This is a genomic window from Cryobacterium sp. Sr3, assembly GCF_004402835.1.
GTDB lineage: Bacteria > Actinomycetota > Actinomycetes > Actinomycetales > Microbacteriaceae > Cryobacterium > Cryobacterium sandaracinum.
In genome coordinates, this window is the sequence record NZ_SOFA01000036.1 from 121,921 (window position 1) to 136,776 (window position 14,856).

Sequence of the window (14,856 nt, forward strand, 5' to 3'; positions counted from 1 at the left end):
ATGCGCTCAGAGCGCCAACTCCTGTTCGAGGGAACGGGCGCGGCGGGCGGCACGTCGATCGTGGAGGAACGCGATTCCATAGGCGGCGAAGTAAAGCAGGACCATAGGGATGGCAAGAAGGAACATCGAGATCACGTCGGCAGCGGGGGTGGCGATCGCGGTAAACAGCGTGATCAACAGCACGGCGATCCGCCAGGATTTGATGATCGACTGAGCACTGATCACTCCGGCCAGGTTGAGCAGAACGATGAAGACGGGGAGCACGAATGCCACACCGATCGCGATCATGAGCTTCAACACGAAATCGAGGTAACTTTGCGCGACGATGAGAGCGGCGTCTTCCTTGGGTGCGAAACTCGTCATCAGTCCGACGATGTTCGGCAGAACGAACCATCCCGCGGCGCAGCCCGCCAGGAACAGCGGAATGGCGGTGAAGAGGAAGCCGAAGGTGTACTGCTTTTCGATGCGGGTGAGGCCGGGAACCAGGAACGCGAAGATCTGGAAGAGCCAGACCGGGCTGGACACGACGAGCCCCACGTAGAAGGCGATCTTCAACTTCAGGTCAAAGGCACTAGTGATGTCTGGGTAGTTCAGCTGAGCCGTGCGGTCCTGCGCCTCGATGATGGCGTAGATCGGCTCGCGCAGGGCGTCCCACACGAAATCGGACAGGAACCAGCCGACGATCGCACCAACCAGTATTCCTGCCGCAGCGAGGAAGAGACGCTTGCGCAGCTCTAGCAGATGTTGGCCCAGCGACATTTTTCCATCAGTGGCCGTGCGCCGAGGGATTCGCCCCGCCACGGGACTTACGATTTCGTCGTCGGGTCGGCTGTGCCGGCGGCCTTCGAAGAGTCGTCAGCGCTGCCGGTGGTTTCGGCGTCTTCTTTATCGCTCTTGATCTCGTTCTTGAAAATCTTCATGGACTGCCCGAGGCTGCGGGCGAGGCCGGGAAGCTTGGGCGCACCGAACAGAAGCAGAACGATGACGAGGATGATCAGGAAGTGCCATCCGGTCAGGTTGTTAAGCATCAGTATCTGTCCTCTGGGTCAATGGGCGAGTTATAAACAGTTTACCTCTGGCGATCGAGGAATCCCGCCGCCGCTGTCGACGTTGCGCCCGGTCACGCTGAACCAGTTCGAGAGCGCGGTAGAGGTCGGCGGGCTTTGTGAAGACGGCCGGTTGGAACCGGTCCGACGGCGGCATCTCCTGCCCCCGGGTGACGTCAGCGACAAGATCGCCGAGTTCTTGAAGGGCCTCCAGTGTGGCCATGACCTTCTTGAACAGGGCGAATCCGAACCAGGCCAGCATCGCGAGCAGGCCGAGCACCAGGCCGATCCAGATCAGTGCCCACGACCACCACGGCATCATCTACTCCCCCGCGTCTGTCGGTTCGGACTCGTCGTAGCGGGCCACGCCGGCGGCCGCCCACTCGCGCACGACCGCGCGCGCCTCGGCCGGGTCAACCACTTCCACGACTCCGGCGAGGCCGGTGACGAGGCGTTTGAGGCCGTGATAGTGAGCCACTTTGAGTGTCCTCCGCACGCGGTCCCCGTGTGCGCCGGGGGCGCCGTATGGTGCGTAGTCTGCGAGCAGCGGAACGGCAGACGTCGGGAGTTCAACCGTCACATCCTGGTCGGACGCGGAGCCCTCGAAGAGGGTCTCGGTCGGCACAGCATCGGCGGACCGGGGGTTGGTCGGCACGTCGGTCACGTGCAGATCGCTCATTCGGTCGAGGCGAAAGGTGCGGGCCGCTTCGCGGAGGTGGCACCAGCCGCGCAGGTACCAGTCCCGGTCCACAGACTGGATGCGCCACGGGTCAACCCGGCGCAGTTCATTCTCGCCGCGGGCATTCAGGTAGTCGAACTCGATCTGTACTCCGCCGCGGACCGCGGCTTGCACGACCGCAATGCTGCTGCGGGCATCCGTGCCGGAGACGGTAACTTGGCTGGGAGCCGCTGAGGCGCTGCGGGTGAGTTTCGCCATCAGCGACGCGATCGCGTCGACGTCGGCATTCTCCGGTAGCGACGACAGGTATTGAAGGCCGGCGATCAGCGCGGCGGCTTCTCGGGCGGAGAAGCGCGGCGAGTCGTCGATGGCCACGAGGTGGGTGAGCACGATGAGGTCGTTCGTTTCGAACTCGTCCCAATGGATATCGAACAGGTCGCCGTGCAGGTACTGGCGGGTTTCCCCGGGGATGCCGGAAACCGCGATGAGATTGACCGCGTCGCGCACCCGGTCAGGCGACACCCCGAAGTGCGCGGCGACGTCGGTCACGCTGATGCGGTCATGGTCCATCAGGAAGGGAACCAGCGCCAGGAGGAAGGTCAGCTTGTCGGATGCTCCGAGTGCCGGACCGCCGTTCATTCGTCGGCCGCCGTCGTGGTATCCGGGTGCGCATTCAGATCGAAATCGGTGTGGGCATCCCGCACGGTGATCAGGCGGGACCGGACCGCCGTGCGCAGGGCCGCGGGCGAGTGCACCAGAACCTCCGGGCCGTAGCCGGCGAGCTCGTCGGCGAACACGTTGAGATCGGTGAAGTTCAGGTGGAGAGCGGATGCGTCCGCGTTCGTTCGAATCTCTCCCGGGGCGACTCGTTTCGACAGTCTCACCGCGGCATCGCTGCCCGGCCGGGCGGCGATCACGGCGATGTTGGCGGTCCACAGCGCCTCGAGCTCGCTGAGCGCTTCCTGCCCCTGACCGTCACCGTGCGCCACGAACGAGGCTCCGGGGACCGTCACCACCGGGCCCACGATCCGGGAGAGCAGGTACGTGCGGGTTGCCGCAGCATCCTGGTCGGTGCCGAACAGGTGCCATCGTCCGTCGTGCAACACCATGGCGCGGGGCTCGACCTGACGGCGGTGCGCCGCCGCCTCGCCGGGCTTCAGATAGAGGAATGCCACAACCTGACCGCGATCCATTGCCTTGCTGAGCGGTTCGAAGGACGCCTCCCGCACGCGCAGGGACGGCGAGTAACCGAGCACGGGATCGCTCGAGTCGATGCCCAGCGCATGCAGTTTAGTCATCGCACGCCTGGACTCCGCAGACAGGGAGCCCTCCCGCCAGACCGTCGCGGCAAGCTTCAGCAACATGAGCTCGTCCGGACTGAAAGTCACGTCCACCGGAAGCTCGTAGAGTCCCTTGGGGATGCGGTAGCGCAAATGGTGGTTGCTCCCGGGATCGTCCGGCGGCTCAACCACCTCGAGCGGAATGCCCAGTTCGCGGATGTCGTCTTTGTCTCGTTCGAACTGCCGCTCCAGGCTCGCGTTGTCTCCGCCGGGGAGATAGCGCTGGCGGTACCCCTGCACGGTGGACAGAATATCGGCCTTGGTCAACCCGACTTCCGTTGCGATAAGCGCAAGTACCAGGCTGAACAGGCGTTCTTCTACCGAAACACGGCTGTTCTTTTCAATGGTGGACGGCACGCTGCGAGTCTATCCGCCGCTTGCAGGCCGAGACTTAGTTCACGCCGAGGATATCGACGACGAACACGAGCGTTGAGCCTGCGGGGATCTTCTGCGAGGCCTCATCACCATAAGCCTGATCGGCCGGGATGACGGCGATGACCTGCGAACCGACAGTCTGCCCGATGATGGCCTGGGCGAACCCGGGGATCAGCCCGCCCTCGGTCTTCGAACCGTCCACGATCAGGAACTCGGCCGGTTTCCCGGTCTGCCAGCTGGAATCGAAGACCGTGTTCTCGTTCCAGAGCACGCCCGTGTAGTGCAGGGTCGCAGTATCGCCTTCCGCGACCTGCTCGCCATCGCCCTTCTTGAGGACGCCGATCTGCAGCTCGGTCGGCGGCTCACTCGACGGAATGGTGAGGCCGGGGGTTCCATCAGTCGCAAGGACAACGGACGGAAGCCCGCTCGCGACCGACTGGTTGGCGCCGTTGGCCCGGAGCAGGTTGGCTCGCACGACGTCGATCACGAAGACCAGCGAGTCGTCGGCGCCGATGCCACTGTTGGGGTCTCCGCCGGCCGGACCGAGCCCGTCGTCCGGGGAGACGATGAGAGCCAGCCGGGATCCGACCTGGGCGCACTCCAGGCCCATCGCCAGGCCCGGGAGCGACTGTTCGTCGTCCAGGACGATGCTGGCCTGGTTAACCCCGTCGTACTCGCCCGCGCTGATCAACGCACCCGTCGTACCGTTGTAGAGGCTGAGGTCGAGCTTGACCAGCTGATCCGGGACGAGACCGGCACCCGTGCCGGCGATGATCTCACTGGCCTGGGTGGAGTCCGTCTTCAACGGGGTCGGGAAGTCCACCGTCGGCGCGGAGCCGAATTCGCCCGACACCGACACGAGCTTCGACGCTGCCCCCTTCGTGACCGGCGCCTGGCAGTCTGCGGCGTCCACGGGGGTGCTGCAGCCGGTGAGGACCGCGACCAGCAGGCCAGCGGAAGCGATGAGTGCAGGAGCTCTACGCACGGGATCTCATTTCAGTGTGGGGCAGGTGATTATGCGGGACAGGGGCAAATTCGGGGCCGGATGACAGGCCGAAACAATCCTAACGGGCGTTGGGTGCGAGGTCGTCGGGTTCGCCCGCGTCGAGCCCGCGAGCCTTCGAGATGGCCGCGCCTGTTTCGGCCATCCGCACGCGCTTGCGCATGACCTTCGAGCTGACACTGCGTTCGCCGAGGGCGCCCGGCGTCCAGGCCTCCACATCGGCATCGGAGAAGTCGGTCTTCGACGGACGGCGCTTCAATTCGGGAAGAATCGTGTCCGGGGCGAGACGGCGGGCCGTGATCAGGAAACCCGTGTGCCCGATCATCCGGTGATCGGGCCGCACGGCGAGACCCTCGACGTGCCACCCGCGAACCATGGTCTCGTTCGAGTCCGGGTTCGTGTAGAAAGCGGTCGCACGAATGGCCTCGGCCACCCGCGAGAGTTGGGTCACCGTGGCCACGTAGCAGAGCAGCACTCCGCCTGGCTTGAGCGCGTCCGAAACAGAGCGCAGGCACTCCCAGGGCGCGAGCATGTCGAGCACGACCCGGTCCACGCTCTGGGCCGGCATCGTGTCGGGGAGGGTATCGGCGAGGTCGCCGAGCGTGATGCTCCAGTTGGCGGGATCAGACCCGAGAAAGGTCGCGATATTGTCACGGGCGACATCCGCGAACTCGCTGCGGCGTTCGAATGAGGCCAGCCTCCCGGCGGGGCCGATGGCGCGCAGCAGCCAGAGCGACAGGGCGCCGGAACCGACGCCGGCCTCCACCACAGTCGCCCCCGGGAAGATATCGGCCTGCGCGATGATCTGGGCGGCGTCCTTGGGATAGATGATGGCAGCGCCTCGCGGCATCGACATCACGAAGTCGTTCAGCAACGGCCGCAAGGCGAGGTGCTCCACGCCGACGTTGTTCGTGACGACCGAGCCGTCCGGGACACCGATGACGTCATCGTGCGCCAGGATTCCCCGGTGGGTGTGTAAGACCTTGCCTGGTTCCAGGGTGATCGTGTTCAGTTTGTTCTTGGGTCCGGTCAGCTGTACCCGGTCGCCGATCCGGAAGGGTCCACTGTTTTGGATGACCTGATTGTCGCTCATGCGTGCGTTACGTCCTTGCTCTCGGGTCAGTGTGGGTCGGTCGGGGCCGGCTTGCGGCCGAGGGATCCGCGACGGGCGGTGTACAGCGAGGTGAAACCGTGCAGAGTGCGACCGGCGAGGGTCGGCCAGAGCTCGTAGTGCGCACTCTCGGGCAGGGAGACCATGTGCGGGACGCCGACGACGACGGCCCCGGATGCCACGGCGGCCGCGATGCCCGGAATGGAGTCCTCGACCGCGATGCAGTGCTCGGGGTCGACGCCGAGCAGCCCGGCAGCCGTCAGGTACGCCTCTGGATGCGGCTTGCTGTTCGTGACCATATCGCCGGCGATAATGGTGTCGAAGGCGGTGAATCCGACAAGTTCGGCGATCTGTCGTGCCATCCGCTGCTGTGACATGGTGACCAGCGCCATGGGGACGCCGGCGGTCTTGAGCTCGGCGAGCAGCTCGAGCGCGCCGGGCCGCCATGGGGCACCGCAGGTTCTCAGGAGTTCCTGGACACGGCTGGTGAGCCGGTGCACGATGGCGTCGCCGGCCAGATCGACGCCCCGATCCTGCAGGATGACCGCGGAACCCTCGAGGCCGGAGCCGACCAGCAGCATGGCGTCGCTGTGGGACCAGACGCCGCCGAAGGACTCGACCAGTTCCGTCTCGGCCCGCATCCAGTACGGCTCGGAGTCCACGATGGTGCCGTCCATGTCCCAGAGCACGGCCGCAGGCAGGGGGGAATTGATTCGGATCGCGTTCACGGAGTTCAAGTGTAGGGGGCACCGCCTATCCTTGATGGATGGTGCGCCGTGCGGGGCACCCCGTCGAAAGAGGTTTCGGACAGTGACAGAGGCTAATGGGTTCCTCAACGGTCGCCTCCTGGTGGTGGCGTTCGAGGGTTGGAACGACGCCGGCGAGGCGGCGACCGGCGCCGTGGGCACCCTGAAGGATCTGCTGGATGTATCCCCGGTCGCGGAGATCGACCCAGAGATCTACTTCGACTATCAGTTCAACCGGCCCACCATTTCGGCCGGCGGCGAAGACGGCCGGCGCAAACTGGAGTGGCCGGGTGCGGTACTCTACGGACCGACGACCCCCGCCAAGGCCGGGGCTTCCCTGGCCGACGACGCCCAGCTGCGCGTCAGCGGCACGAACGCCGGAAACATCTATCTGCTCCTTGGAACGGAACCGTCCCGCAGCTGGAAGGGATTCGCCGCAGAGATTCTCGACGCCGCCCTCGCCGCGGATGTCGGCGGCATCGTCTTCCTCGGGGCGATGCTGGCCGACGTTCCTCACACCCGGCCTATCTCCATCTTCGTCTCCAGCGACAACCCGCAGGTACGAGCCGAACTTCAGGTTGAGCGCAGCACCTACGAAGGCCCCGTCGGCATCCTGAGCGTGCTCGCGATCGCCGCGGAGGAGGTCGGCATTCCGACCCTGTCGATCTGGGCGTCCGTCCCCCACTACGTGCACAATGCGCCGTCGCCGAAGGCGATGCTGGCACTGATCGACAAGCTTGAGGAAGTCATCGATGTCGTCATCCCGCGCGGCGACCTGGTGAGCGAGGCCGATGAATGGCAAAGCGGCATCGACACGCTGGCGGCCGAGGACGACGAGATGGCGGCCTATATCGGGCAGCTCGAACAGGCTCGCGACACGGTCGATTCCCCGGAGGCCAGCGGCGAAGCGATCGCCCAAGAATTCGAGAAATACCTGCGCAAGCGCGGCGATGGCCGGGACGGCCCCGGCGAGGGGCGCCCGCCGACCGACTCGCCCCGCCAGCCCTAAAGAGCCACGCCGAGCAGCGCGTCGACCGCGCGGGCCAGCAGTGCCGGATCGTCGACTCTGTCGGAGTCGGCTGCGGCGGCATCCACGACCGCCAGCGCGCTCGGGGTGTCGAGGTCGGCGGCGAGGGCGGCCCGCAGCCGTTCGATGACCGCGTGCGTGTCGAGGGTTCCGGCCGTGCCCGCTGTCCCGAAGGCGGCGGTCCAGGTCGCGAGGCGGGCCACCGCCGCCCGAAGGTGCGCGTTCGTCCACTCCCAATCGGCGCGGTAGTGCTGGTCGAGCAGGGCCAGGCGGATTGCTCGCGGGTCGGTTCCCGCGGTGCGCAGTTTGGACACGAGCACCAGATTTCCGAGCGACTTGCTCATCTTCTCGCCCTGATAGGCCACCATGCCGGTGTGGCTGTAGACGCCGGCCAGCGGATGCCCGGATAGGGCTGCCGCGTGCCCCGCACTCATGTCGTGGTGCGGGAAGATCAGATCGCTGCCGCCGCCCTGCACCGTGAAGTCCGTGCCGAGTTCCTTCAGTGCGATGACCGAACACTCAATGTGCCAGCCCGGACGGCCGGCGCCGACGCGCGACGCCCAGGACGGTTCCCCGGGGCGGGCCGAGCGCCAGAGCAGCGGGTCGAGGACGTCCCGCTTGCCGGGACGGGCCGGGTCTCCCCCGCGTTCGGAGAACAGGGTGAGCATGGCCTCGGCGTCGAGATTGCTCTCGTCGCCGAGCGTCCACGAGGTCGCGCGCTGCGCGGCCTCAATGTCGAAGTAGATGTCGGAACCGGCGGCCGCCGTCGGCTCGGGCGCGCCTACGGCGGCCGCGTCCACGGGGACCGGGTACGCGAGGCCGGCATCCCAGAGCTGGGCCACGGCATCCGCAATCTCGTCGATGACCTCGGTGACGGCGACATAGTCGTTCGGCGGGATGATCCCCAGTGCCTCCATGTCGGTGCGGAAGAGGTTCACCTGCGACTCGGCGAGAACCTCCCAGTCGACGCCGGTGGCGGCGGCTCGCTCGAGGAGCGGGTCGTCGACATCCGTCACGTTCTGGGCGTAGTGCACCCGATAGCCGCCGTCCAGCCAGACCCGCTGCAGAGTGTCGAAGGCCAGGTAGGTGGCCGCATGGCCGAGGTGCGTGGCGTCGTAGGGGGTGATCCCACACACGTACAGCCGGGCGACGTCAGTGGGTTTGGCCTCGATCAGGGCCGCGGTGGCGGTATCGTGCAGCCAGGGTGCGCCGGACTGACCGGGGAGTTGCGGAATTTCGGGTCGTCGCCAGGCACGCATCTTCTCAGCCTAACTAGGCGGAGATGGTGTTCGTCACCAGCAGGCCGATCAGCACGAGGCCGAGCACGATGCGGTAGAACACGAACGGCAGGAAGCTACGTCTGGAGATGTAGCTCATGAAGAACTTGATCACGAACAGGGCGACGACGAAGCCGATGACCGTGGCCGCCAGGGTGTCCCACGGGCCGAAAATCTCCGGGGTGCAGTTTGTCGCACCCTCCAGGCACGGCTTGACGATCGATTTGTACACCTGGAACAGCCCGCTGCCGAGAACGGCCGGGATGGCGAGCAGGAAAGCGTAGCGGGCGGCGGCGGCGCGCTCGTACCCCATGAACAGGCCGGCGGTGATCGTGCCTCCCGAGCGGGATACGCCGGGGATCAACGCGAGGGCTTGGGCGAAGCCATAGACGATGCCATGGGGCACGGTGAGGTCGCCCAGCCGGCGGCGCTTGGCCCCGACGTAGTCGGCGATGCCGAGCAGGAGGCCGAAGCCGATCAGCACGCTGGCGGTAATCCACAGGTTGCGGAGCGAGGACTCGATCTGGTCCTGGAAGAGCAGGCCGAGCGCCACGATGGGCAGCGATCCGAGGATGATCAGCCAGCCCATCCGCGCGTCCGGGTCGGCGCGCGGAACCTTGCCGACGAGGGACTTGGACCACTGCCCGATGATGCGCACGATATCGCGCCAGAAGTAGATCACCACGGCAGCCTCGGTACCGATCTGGATGATCGCGGTGAAGCGGGCTCCCGGGTCACCTCCGGTTCCTAGGAATTCCCCGACGATACGGATGTGGGCGCTGGAGGAGACCGGGAGGAATTCGGTAAGTCCCTGCACGAGTCCCAGGATGAGTGCGTCGATGAAGTTCACGAAATGCCCTTTTGCTGTTCAGTAGTTCGAGAGCAGGTCGGTCAGGACCTGCCTGCCAAACACTAACGCGTCGAGAGGCACCCGTTCGTCGACCCCGTGGAACATCGCCGGGAAATCGAGGTCGGCGGGGAGCTTGAGCGGGGCAAAACCGTAACCCTTGATCCCGAGGGTGCTGAGGGCCTTGTTGTCCGTGCCGGCGGAGAGCAGGTAGGGCAGCACCGGAGCGCCCGGATCGTGTCGGCCAAGGGTCTCGACGACCGCGTCGACGAGGGGCCCGCCGAATTCTGTTTCGAGACCGATGTCGCGGTGCATGATCACGATCTCGATGTCGGGGCCGACCAGCGCGGCCACTTCGGCGAGTACGGAATCCTCGTCGCCGGGCAGGGTGCGGATGTCGATGAGCGCCTCGCCCCGGTCCGGGATGACGTTGTGCTTGTAACCGGCGTGCAGAACGGTGGGATTGGTCGTGGTGCGCAGGCTCGCTTGGATGAAGCCCGATGCCGTGCCAGTGGCGAGGGCCAGCTCGTCGGGACCAACACGTTGGGGGTCGACGTCGAGCACCCGTGCCAGCTCCGCCAACAGCTGGGTGGTGGTCTCGGTCAGACGGATCGGCCACTCGCGTCGGCCGACCTTGGCGACAGCCTCGGCGAGCCGGGTCACGGCGTTCCTACGGATCAGCCGGGACCCGTGGGCCGCCTCGCCCCGCGCCACAAGCTTGATCCAGATCAGCGCCTTCTCGCCCGTCTGGAGCAGGTAGGCACGCTGACCGCCGAGCGTGATCGAGTAGCCCCCGACCTCGCTGATGGCCTCGGTGGCGCCGTGGAAGAGCTCCGGACGGGTGTCGACGAGGTAGTGCGAGCCGAGCACTCCCCCGGCCTCCTCGTCGGCGAAGAACGCCACGATCAGTTCACGGGCCGGTTCCTGGCCGGAGCCGAGGATGTTTTGGAGCGACGCGAGCATCATGGCGTCCATGTTCTTCATGTCAACGGCTCCGCGGCCCCACAGGAGGCCGTCCTTGATCACGCCGGCGAACGGGTCCACCGACCAGGCCTCCGGGTCAGCGGGAACGACGTCGAGGTGGCCGTGGACTACCAGCGCCCCGCGGCTGCTGTCACGACCCGGAACGCGCACGACGACACTCGTGCGGCCCGGTTCTGAATCGAACAGCTGCGGGGCGAGGCCGAGGGACCGCAGGTTCGCCTCGACGTACTCGGCGGCATCCGTTTCGCCGTTCGAACGGCCCTCGCCATAGTTGGTCGTGTCGAAACGGATGAGGTCGCGAGCGATCGTGGCCGTGAGGTCCAGTGCAGCGTCGGCCGGCGTGTTGTCAGCAAAGGAAAGCATGCGTGTCACGCTACCGGGCCCCGCCGCCGGCGGGCGACGGTGGGCGCGGCTGGAGGGCCTCGAAATCCGTGCTAGATTACATATTCGGCGGCCGGGAACGGCCGCTGGAACACTCGGCCCGGGTGGCGGAATGGCAGACGCGCTAGCTTGAGGTGCTAGTGCCCTTATGGGCGTGGGGGTTCAAGTCCCCCCTCGGGCACATAAATTAGATTCGGATCATTCCGACTCGTCATGTGGAAATAGGTCGCGACAATCGATACCGGTTGCGCGGCCTATTTTTTTATGGTCGAACGTGTTTCCGGCCGGAACGCAGTCTCCTCGCCATCACCCCGTATCGGAGGTCCGCCGGCGGCAGCCTCACCGCCGACATGCTCGGCGCCGCCCGCTTTCCCCGCAGGCGATCGCCACTGAAGAACTGGTTGGTGCCACCTACTGTCAACCGATCATCGGCTCCTCTCCCGTGCGCGCCTGGATCGCACACCTCATGCCGGCGATCCTCGACGGGACCGTCGATCCCGGAGGGTCTTCGACCGCACGGTGAACTCCGACGCATCCCCGTCGCCAACCGTGACGGGGCAACCGCGAAGCCCTCACGATCATGATGGCCCTCTGACCGGCCGCGTCGCGGCCAGAGGTCAGCGACCAAGGGAAGATCGTAGGGGCTGTGCTCGCAGTTGCCCGAGGTCGCGGCTTGGCAGCCTATTCCTCAAATGTCACGTTGCCGCGGCAGGCTTCGCCCGGGCTGGGCACCAGATCCTTGAAGCCGTGGCTGACGAACCGCCCGTAGCTCTGCACGCGCCCGTCCGTGACGAAGTCGTCGTTGAATTGGGGCGGCTGGTTTTCCTCAGCATCGGGGAGGTCCCGGCCCGAATAGGCGCACGCCGAATTCGCGTTCGTTGCGCCCGGGACCGGACTGCCATTGCCACTGGTCTCGCCAGCCTGAGCCGAAGTGGCGCCGACGAAAACAAGTCCGAGTGCGACAACGCACCCCAGTACCATGCGTTTCATGAGTAATCCTCTCAACAAGGGACGACCCGCCTGGCATCGGGTGAGCCAGCGTCCCGCCCCACCTTTGCGGAAGATACTCCTCGGTGGCTATCTGGGCAACGGGCGTAAGACACATTCGGAGAGCCATCCATGACCGCGCGAACCGCTTGTTCCCCTCAGGCAGGCCAAGAGCCGCAGCCGCATCCGACTTCGAGGAGACGGTCGACGGGCTTCGGCCGCAATTTCTCGGCCAGGAGCCGGTATTAGTTCTCCTGCACCTCGTCAGGGATGTACCGGGTCGCGGAAAGCACGGGCGGAGGTAGATCATCGACGGCCCGAGCACCCACTCGTGGAAGGCATCCGACACGTCGTCGTGTCGGTGGATCGCTTGGGCGTCGAACCGCCGCGCGGGGCTAGACCGCTTCGGTGAGGGCTCCGGAGAGAACCTCGTCCAAAGCCAGGACGGTGTCTTCCGGTGATGTGCCGAGCGCCAGCGCCAGCTCAGACTCGAGGAGTTGACGGGATTTGGCGAGCATCCGCTTCTCACCGGCGGACACGCCGCCGTCCTGTTCGCGGCGCCACAGGTCCCGGACGACTTCGGCGACGCGCGTCACGCTGTCACTCGCCATCTTCTCTTGATTCGCTTTGAACCGGCGGCTCCAGTTCGTTGCTTCCTCCGTGAACGGCTCGCGTAGGACCTTGTAGACCTCTTCCAGCCCAGCGGCATCGATGACGTCACGCACTCCAACAAGCCCCGCATTCGCGATGGGAAGTTGGATTGTGAGCTGCGACGAATGCACGCGCAGCGTCATCGCCGGCTGGGCGACGCCCTTCAGCGTTATGGTGGAGAGCTCGGTAAGGGTGACCGCACCGTGGTGCGGATAGACGAGGGTTTCCCCAACGATGAACTTCAAACTGACTCGATTCAGATCGTGCTGCATGCGGCGTCCCGGTGGCGCCGACTAGCCGAATTCCCGGCGGCCAACCTGTCAATCGTGCCACAGTCCCCTGAACGTTCACCTTGCGGCAGCAAGCGTGGCGCGGCGTACTACCCGGCCGATGGCTGCTGCTGGGTGATGCAGTGGATGCCGCCGCCGCGCGCGAACAACGGCCGCGCCTCGACCGACACGACCGTTCGGCCCGGATACGCCGCGGCCAGGATCTCCCGGGCGACCTGGTCGGCCCGTTCCTCGCCGAAGCCGCAGGCGATCACGCCGCCGTTGACGACGAGGTGGTTGACGTAGTTGTAGTCCACGAAGCCGTCCTCGTCCGTGAGTGCGGCCGGTGCCGGCAGGTCGACGATGGTGAACGGCCGGCCCGCCGCATCCGTCTCCTCGGCGAGAACGGCGCGGAGCTGCCTGGTCACGGCATAGTCCGGGTGGGCCGGGTCGTTCTGCGCGTGTATCAACACCGTTCCGGGCGACGGGAGGGCGGCCACCATATCGACGTGGCCGCGGGTTCCGTAGCGCTGCTGGTCCCGGCTCAGGCCGCGCGGCAGCCAGACCAGGCGGGTGGCGCCGAGGGTACGGGCGAACTCGGCCTCGATCCTCGCCCGGTCGACGTAGGGGTTCCGGCCCGGATCCAGTTGAACGGTCTGCGTGGCCAGCACCGTTCCCGCGCCGTCGACGTGAATGCCGCCGCCCTCGTTCACGAGCACCGAGGAGATCGCACTCGCGCCAGAGGCGGCGGTGACGAGCCTGCCTACCTCCATGTCTTTGCCCCAGCGCGCCCAATCCTGGGCACCCCAACCGTTGAATGCCCAGTCCACCGCCCCCAGCTGCCCGTCATCACCCAGCACGAAGGACGGGCCGATGTCGCGCATCCAGGCGTCGTCAAGTGGTGCCTCGATGATTTCGATTTCCGCGGAGAGGTACCGCCGAGCGGTCGCCACCTCGGCCGGGTCGACGACCATGGTGACGGGTTCGAATTCGAGGACCGCGTGGGCAACCGCGGTCCAGGTGCCGCGCGCCTCGTCGGCGGAATACGCATCCGTGCCGAGCGTGTAGCCGTCCACCGGGAATGCCATCCAGACCCGGTCCTGCGGCGCGGTCTCCGCCGGCATCAGCCAGGTCACGACTCCCCCGACGTCACCATCGCACCGAACGGATGAGCCGGGTCGACCGGCGTGGTCAGCCCCGCATAGCTGTCCGGCCGTCGGGTGGCCAGGAAGGGAAACAGCGTGAGCCACTCCTCCCGTTGTGCCAGGTCGAGGTCGGCAACCAGCACCGCGGACTCGTCACGGGGAGCCTGCACGAGCACACGACCGTAGGGGTCAGAGATGAAAGAGGAGCCGTAAAAGGTCAGGTCGCCCTCGTCGCCGTGACGATTGGGCACCACCATGAAGAGGCCGCTGGTGATCCCGTTGGCCACGATCACCTGCCGCCAGAGCGGTTGGGTGTCGAACGCGGGGAAGCCGGGCTCCGAGCCGATCGCTGTGGGGTAGACCAGCAGCTGGGCGCCACCGAGGCCGTACAGCCGCGACACCTCGGGGAACCATTCGTCCCAGCAGGTGGGCAGCCCGATCCGGGCACCGCCCAGTTCCTCCGGCGCATAGACGGGATACGCGTCCTCGGCTGGGCCCGGTCGGAACCAGGTGTCCTCGTAGTAGCCCTCGGTGACCGGGATGTGCAGTTTGCGCGTGCGACCGAGCAGCCGACCGGTCGGCGAGACCAGGATGGCCGTGTTGTAACCACGCGGGTCCTCCGGTGCATCCTCTGCGTCCGGTCTCTCGTAGAGGGAGGCGTGCACGACGACGCCGTGCAATTTGGCCTGCTCAGCCGCGAAGGCGAAGGTCGGTCCGGTCAGCAGGTCCTCGGCCGTCAGCTTCGGCACACCCTGTGCCCGTGAGTTGCCGGGGTATTTGCGCAGCGTCAGCTCGGGCAGGAAGGCGACGCGGGCACCCTGATCGGAGGCCAGACGGATGCCCTCGGCCAGCTCCGCGCGCAGCGTGTTTTCGTCGACGTGCCAGCGGTGCTGCACGAGCCCGACCCGGAGCGGCGGCCGGGCCTCGCTCGACGTGCGGGTCAGCGGTTCGGCGATGCCGGGCGCGTTGATCACGAGCATGACGAGAC

At 66.3% G+C, this 14,856-nt stretch carries 16 protein-coding genes and 1 tRNA gene; 2 read left to right on the top strand and 15 right to left on the bottom strand.

From position 1 onward, the window contains the following. Positions 1-6 precede the first annotated feature (6 nt). The 8 genes from tatC to E3N94_RS11010 all read right to left on the bottom strand — a co-directional run bounded on the left by tatC (position 7) and on the right by E3N94_RS11010 (position 6,273). Positions 7-759, bottom strand: a complete 753-nt coding sequence (tatC, locus tag E3N94_RS10975; protein WP_104102077.1) for a twin-arginine translocase subunit TatC — start codon at positions 757-759, stop codon at positions 7-9. Positions 760-806: 47 nt separating this feature from the next. After that, complete coding sequence (gene tatA, locus E3N94_RS17500) at positions 807-1,028, bottom strand: twin-arginine translocase TatA/TatE family subunit (RefSeq protein WP_104102079.1); 222 nt, start codon at positions 1,026-1,028, stop codon at positions 807-809. Next, positions 1,021-1,365 (bottom strand): hypothetical protein, encoded by a 345-nt coding sequence (locus E3N94_RS10985; RefSeq protein ID WP_134401650.1) that lies wholly within the window; start codon positions 1,363-1,365, stop codon positions 1,021-1,023. The genes tatA and E3N94_RS10985 overlap by 8 nt, the downstream gene beginning before the upstream one ends. Before the next feature lie 3 nt (positions 1,366-1,368). Continuing rightward, positions 1,369-2,364, bottom strand: coding sequence for a WYL domain-containing protein (locus E3N94_RS10990; RefSeq protein WP_134570229.1), 996 nt, complete (start codon positions 2,362-2,364; stop codon positions 1,369-1,371). Beyond that, positions 2,361-3,422, bottom strand: coding sequence for a WYL domain-containing protein (locus E3N94_RS10995; RefSeq protein ID WP_241986079.1), 1,062 nt, complete (start codon positions 3,420-3,422; stop codon positions 2,361-2,363). Before E3N94_RS10995 ends, E3N94_RS10990 begins: the two co-directional genes overlap by 4 nt. A gap of 34 nt (positions 3,423-3,456) precedes the next feature. Further along, entirely contained in the window at positions 3,457-4,425 is a 969-nt protein-coding gene (locus tag E3N94_RS11000; protein WP_104102087.1) for an FKBP-type peptidyl-prolyl cis-trans isomerase, read from the bottom strand. A gap of 79 nt (positions 4,426-4,504) precedes the next feature. Then, positions 4,505-5,536, bottom strand: a complete 1,032-nt coding sequence (locus E3N94_RS11005) for a tRNA (adenine-N1)-methyltransferase (RefSeq protein ID WP_134570230.1) — start codon at positions 5,534-5,536, stop codon at positions 4,505-4,507. A 26-nt stretch (positions 5,537-5,562) separates the two neighbouring features. Then, complete coding sequence (locus E3N94_RS11010) at positions 5,563-6,273, bottom strand: HAD family phosphatase (RefSeq protein WP_255453077.1); 711 nt, start codon at positions 6,271-6,273, stop codon at positions 5,563-5,565. 91 nt (positions 6,274-6,364) lie between these two features. Here E3N94_RS11010 and E3N94_RS11015 point away from each other — a divergent pair, with 91 nt between their 5' ends. After that, positions 6,365-7,309, top strand: a complete 945-nt coding sequence (locus E3N94_RS11015; RefSeq protein ID WP_241987111.1) for a PAC2 family protein — start codon at positions 6,365-6,367, stop codon at positions 7,307-7,309. On the opposite strand, the gene mshC is transcribed toward E3N94_RS11015, so the two are convergent. Genes mshC through E3N94_RS11030 form a run of 3 tightly spaced genes read right to left on the bottom strand, consistent with a single transcriptional unit; the run spans position 7,306 to position 10,798 of the window. Further along, complete coding sequence (gene mshC, locus E3N94_RS11020; RefSeq protein WP_134570232.1) at positions 7,306-8,586, bottom strand: cysteine--1-D-myo-inosityl 2-amino-2-deoxy-alpha-D-glucopyranoside ligase; 1,281 nt, start codon at positions 8,584-8,586, stop codon at positions 7,306-7,308. The genes E3N94_RS11015 and mshC overlap by 4 nt on opposite strands. A gap of 13 nt (positions 8,587-8,599) precedes the next feature. Then, on the bottom strand, positions 8,600-9,454 hold the full coding sequence (locus E3N94_RS11025) for an undecaprenyl-diphosphate phosphatase (RefSeq protein ID WP_134570233.1): 855 nt from the start codon (positions 9,452-9,454) through the stop codon (positions 8,600-8,602). Between the two features lie 18 nt (positions 9,455-9,472). After that, positions 9,473-10,798: a M20/M25/M40 family metallo-hydrolase gene (locus E3N94_RS11030; RefSeq protein WP_134570234.1), complete on the bottom strand. Its 1,326-nt coding sequence runs from the start codon at positions 10,796-10,798 to the stop codon at positions 9,473-9,475. A 116-nt stretch (positions 10,799-10,914) separates the two neighbouring features. Here E3N94_RS11030 and E3N94_RS11035 point away from each other — a divergent pair. Beyond that, a tRNA-Leu gene (locus E3N94_RS11035) sits at positions 10,915-10,997 on the top strand. Between the two features lie 500 nt (positions 10,998-11,497). On the opposite strand, the gene E3N94_RS11040 is transcribed toward E3N94_RS11035, so the two are convergent. From E3N94_RS11040 to E3N94_RS11055, 4 genes are all read right to left on the bottom strand, one after another. After that, positions 11,498-11,806: a hypothetical protein gene (locus E3N94_RS11040; RefSeq protein WP_134570235.1), complete on the bottom strand. Its 309-nt coding sequence runs from the start codon at positions 11,804-11,806 to the stop codon at positions 11,498-11,500. A 392-nt stretch (positions 11,807-12,198) separates the two neighbouring features. Further along, entirely contained in the window at positions 12,199-12,699 is a 501-nt protein-coding gene (locus E3N94_RS11045) for a CarD family transcriptional regulator (RefSeq protein ID WP_104102105.1), read from the bottom strand. Positions 12,700-12,833: 134 nt separating this feature from the next. Then, the gene (locus tag E3N94_RS11050; RefSeq protein WP_104102107.1) at positions 12,834-13,859 is read right to left on the bottom strand and encodes an agmatine deiminase family protein; all 1,026 of its coding nucleotides are present in this window, start codon (positions 13,857-13,859) and stop codon (positions 12,834-12,836) included. Then, positions 13,856-14,848, bottom strand: a complete 993-nt coding sequence (locus E3N94_RS11055; protein ID WP_134570236.1) for a nitrilase-related carbon-nitrogen hydrolase — start codon at positions 14,846-14,848, stop codon at positions 13,856-13,858. The genes E3N94_RS11050 and E3N94_RS11055 overlap by 4 nt, the downstream gene beginning before the upstream one ends. Positions 14,849-14,856: the final 8 nt, after the last annotated feature.